Source organism: Arhodomonas sp. KWT (genome assembly GCF_010993615.1).
Genome location: NZ_WNXE01000078.1, coordinates 8,145 through 12,630, shown reverse-complemented (window position 1 = coordinate 12,630; position 4,486 = coordinate 8,145). Strand labels below are relative to the sequence as shown.

The 4,486-nt window shown below is 64.6% G+C and carries 3 protein-coding genes; all 3 read left to right on the top strand.

Annotated elements, in window-relative coordinates; genetic code table 11:
- Nucleotides 1-2,819, top strand: a 2,819-nt coding sequence (locus G7A99_RS12000; RefSeq protein WP_163140443.1) for a type I restriction endonuclease subunit R, incomplete at its 5' end; no start/stop codon positions are given.
- A 325-nt stretch (nt 2,820-3,144) separates the two neighbouring features.
- On the top strand, nt 3,145-3,687 hold the full coding sequence (hslV, locus tag G7A99_RS11995; RefSeq protein ID WP_163140442.1) for an ATP-dependent protease subunit HslV: 543 nt from the start codon (nt 3,145-3,147) through the stop codon (nt 3,685-3,687).
- A 16-nt stretch (nt 3,688-3,703) separates the two neighbouring features.
- Nucleotides 3,704-4,486: HslU--HslV peptidase ATPase subunit (gene hslU, locus G7A99_RS25490; RefSeq protein WP_240466257.1), on the top strand; the 783-nt coding region annotated here is incomplete at its 3' end.

Here is a 4,486-nt window from a genome sequence, read left to right as displayed (position 1 = left end):
TCAAGGAGTTGGCCTCCAAGAACGCCCTGCATGTGCTGCGCCACGGCTTTAAGTGCTTCGGCAAGACCTTCCGGCTGGCCTACTTCGCCCCCAATACCGGCATGAACCCGGAGGCCGCCGCGGCCTATGGCCACAACCGCCTCCGTGTGACACGGCAGGTGCATTTCAGCGAGACGCACCCCAAACAATCCCTGGACGTGGTGCTGTCGGTGAACGGCCTGCCGGTGGCCACCCTGGAGCTGAAGAACCCCATGACCGGGCAGACGGTGGATGACGCTATCCGCCAGTACAAAAATGACCGCGATCCGACCGAGCCGATCTTCCGGTTCAAGGAGCGCGCGTTGGTGCATTTCGCCGTGGACCCGGACCAGGCCTTCATGGCCACGCGGCTAAGCGGTAGCAAGACGGCCTTTCTGCCGTTCAATCGCGGCCACAACTTCGGGGCGGGCAATCCGCCCGCCGAAGAGGGCGGCTACCGCACCAGCTACCTGTGGGAGCAGGTGCTCGCCCGCGACAGCCTGATGGACATCCTCGCTCGGTTCCTGCACCTGGAAGTGACCGAAAACAAGGTCACGACGAAGAAGGGGGTGAAACGCCACCGCAAGGAAGCGTTGATCTTCCCCCGATACCACCAGTTGGACGCGGTGCGGCAACTGGTGGCCAGCGCCCGGGCGCAGGGACCGGGCCACAACTACCTGGTGCAGCACTCCGCGGGCTCGGGCAAATCCAATTCCATCGCCTGGCTGGCCCATCGCCTCTCCAGCCTGCACGACGCCGACGACAACAAGGTGTTCGATACCGTGGTGGTGATCACCGACCGCCGGGTGCTGGACCAGCAGTTGCAGAACACCATCTACCAGTTCGAGCACAAGCAGGGAGTGGTGCAGAAGATCGACGAGAACACCCAGCAGCTCGCCCAGGCGCTTTCCTCCAGCGTACCCATCATCATCTCGACCATCCAGAAGTTCCCCTTCATCACCCAGGCCATGGACACCCTGGCCAAGAAGGGCGAGGAAGTGGAGCTGAGCACGGAGGGCAAGCGCTTCGCGGTGATCGTGGACGAGGCGCACAGCTCTCAGTCCGGCGAGACGGCCATGGAGCTGCGCAAGGTGCTCAACCGCGACGGCATCGAGTCGGCCATCGCGGAGGAGTTCCTGGATGTGGAGGAGGAGGATCTTTCCGAGGAGGCGCGCAAGAAGCTGTTCGAGGAGATGCTCAAACGCCCCCGCCAGCCCAATATCAGCTTCTTCGCCTTCACCGCCACGCCCAAGTTCAAGACCCAGGCGGTGTTCAACGAGCCCGGCCCGGACGGCCAGCCGCCCTTTCACCTGTACTCCATGCGTCAGGCCATCGAGGAAGGCTTCATCATGGACGTGCTGGAAAACTACACCACCTACAAGACCTATTACGGGCTGATCAAATCCATCGACGATGATCCGGAAGTACCCAAGCGCAAGGCGGCCAGGGCCTTGGCGCGCTTCATGTCCCTGCACCCCCACAATATCGCCCAGAAAGTGGAGGTGATCGTCGAGCACTTCCGCCACAACACCCGCCACCGCATCGGCGGCCGGGCCAAGGCCATGGTGGTCACCGCCTCGCGCCTGCACGCCGTGCGCTACAAGCAGGCGTTCGACAAGTACATCCAGGACCACCGCATTACCGGCATCCGCTCCCTGGTGGCCTTCTCCGGCAGCGTCACCGACCCGGATTTTCCCGGGCAGTCGTACACGGAAGTGGGCATGAACGACGGTATCAAGGAAACCGAGCTGCCGGACCGGTTCGCCTCGGAGCACTATCAGGTGCTGCTGGTGGCGGAGAAATACCAGACCGGGTTCGACCAGCCACTGCTGCATACCATGTATGTGGACAGGCGCCTATCGGGAATCCAGGCCGTGCAGACCCTGTCCCGGCTGAACCGAACGGCGCCGGGTAAGGAGGACACCTTCGTGCTGGATTTCGCCAACGAGCCCGGTGAGATCTACGAGGCGTTCAAGCCCTATTACGAGGTTACGCCGCAGGGGAAACCCACCGATCCCCATCAGCTCTACGACTTGCAGCACCGGTTAGAGGAAGCCCAGGTGTTCGCCCCGGATGAGGTCAGCGCCTTCGCGGAGATCTGGTACAAGAACCGCAGCGAGCCCACGGCGGCCGACCACCAGAAGATCAATGCCATCCTCGACCAGGCGGTGACGCGCTACCAGGCCCTGGACGAAGACCACCAGGAGCAGTTCAAGGGCCAGCTCACCAGTTTCCGCAACCTGTATGCCTTCCTGGCACAGATCATCCCTTATCAGGACAGCAGCCTGGAGAAGCTCTACAGCTATGGCCGCTTCCTGCTGTCCAAGCTGCCACGCCGCGCTGACGACGCCGTTTTCGAGCTGGACGACGAGGTTTCCCTTCAGTATTACCGGCTACAGAAGATCAGCGAGGGGGCAATCGATCTGGGCGTAGGGGAACCGGAGCCCCTGTACGGCCCAAAGGAAGTGGGCACAGGCCGCGCCGAGGACGAAAACGTGGAGCTGTCCACGCTTATCGGGAGGCTGAACGAGCGCTTCGGCACGGAGTTCACGCCGGCCGATCAGCTGTTCTTCGACCAGATCGCAGAAAGTGCGGTCGAAAACGACACCCTGCGCGAAGCGGCGCAGGCGAACTCAATGGAAAATTTCGCATACGTGTTCAACAGGATGCTGGAAAGCCTGTTCATCGAGCGCATGGACGGCAACGAGGAAATTTTCGGGCGTTTGATGAATGACGACGACTTCCGGCAAGTCGCCCGAGAACATTTGTTACGCGAGGTGTACAGCAGGCTTCGCGAATAATATGGGCGCGAGGCCACCGCTCCCCTCCCCATGCCCCGGCACAGATCGCAGGCGCACATGAAACGGCTGGCGAGACGTCGCACGCCTTCGGCGCACGACCTACCCGGTCCGGCAGGCCGTGTGCGACATCGCCGCCGCGCTTGAGAACAGGGCAACGTTAGCCCGGGCCGTCATCGAGCCGGCACGCATTGCCACAATGAGAGTTGGTGCCACACCACCGTCGCCCTTGAAAGGCGTCGCGGTGCGCCCCACCGTTGTACAATCGCCGCGCCGGCGGCCCGGCGGGGCCGTCGCGCATCCATTCGAGGCAGTCCGGAGCACCAACGTGAGGCAATTTGACGGCACCACCATCCTCGCCGCCCGTCGGCAGGGCCGGGTCGCGCTCGGCGGCGACGGCCAGGTCACCCTCGGCGATACCGTGATGAAGGGCAACGCGCGCAAGGTGCGCCGGCTGTTCCACGAGCGTGTGATCGCGGGCTTCGCCGGCGGCACCGCGGACGCGTTCACACTGTTCGAGCGCTTCGAGGGCCAGCTCGAGAAGCACCGCGGCAACCTCACCCGCTCCGCCGTGGAGATGGCCAAGGACTGGCGCTCCGACCGCGCCCTGCGCCGGCTGGAGGCGCTGCTGCTGGTCGCCGACCGGGACACCACGCTGATGATCTCCGGCAACGGCGACGTGGTCGAGCCCGAGCGCGACCTCATCGCGATCGGCTCCGGCAGTGGCTTCGCGCAGTCCGCGGCCACCGCGCTGATGGACAACACCGAGCTCGGCGCCCGCGACATCGTCGAGCGCTCGCTGCACATCGCCGCCGACATCTGCATCTACACCAATCACCACCTCACCATCGAAGAGCTGGGCGAGGAGTGACCGGAGCGGAACCGACATGTCCGACATGACCCCCAGAGAGATCGTCCAGGAGCTAGACAAGCACATCATCGGCCAGGCCGAGGCCAAGCGCGCCGTGGCCGTGGCGCTGCGCAACCGCTGGCGCCGCATGCAGGTGGACGAGGAGCTGCGCGCGGAGATCACCCCCAAGAACATCCTCATGATCGGCCCCACCGGCGTGGGCAAGACAGAGATCGCCCGGCGCCTCGCCCGCCTGGCACGGGCGCCTTTCATTAAGGTAGAGGCGACCAAGTTCACCGAGGTGGGCTACGTCGGCCGTGATGTGGAGTCCATCATCCGCGATCTGGTGGACAACGCCATCAAGATGACCCGCCAGGAGGCCATGGAGGGCGTGCGCGTCAAGGCCGCCGACGCCGCCGAGGACCGCATCCTCGACGCGCTGCTCCCCCGCGCCCGCGGCTGGGAGGACGACGAGGCCGGCAGCGGCACCCGGCAGAAGATGCGCAAGAAGCTGCGCGAGGGCGAGCTCGACGAGCGCGAGATCGAGATCGAGCTGCGCACCCAGGGCGGCGGCGTGGACATCATGGCGCCGCCGGGCATGGAGGAGATGACCAACCAGCTCCAGAGCATGTTCCAGAACATGGGCGGCGAGCGCACCCGCACCCGCAAGCTCCCGATCCGCGAGGCACGGCCGCTGCTCGAGGAGGAGGAGGCCGCACGGCTGGTCAACGAGGAGGAGGTCAAGCAGCAGGCCCTGGAACGGGTCGAGCAGAACGGCATCGTCTTCCTCGACGAGATCGACAAGGTGGCCAAGCGCGCC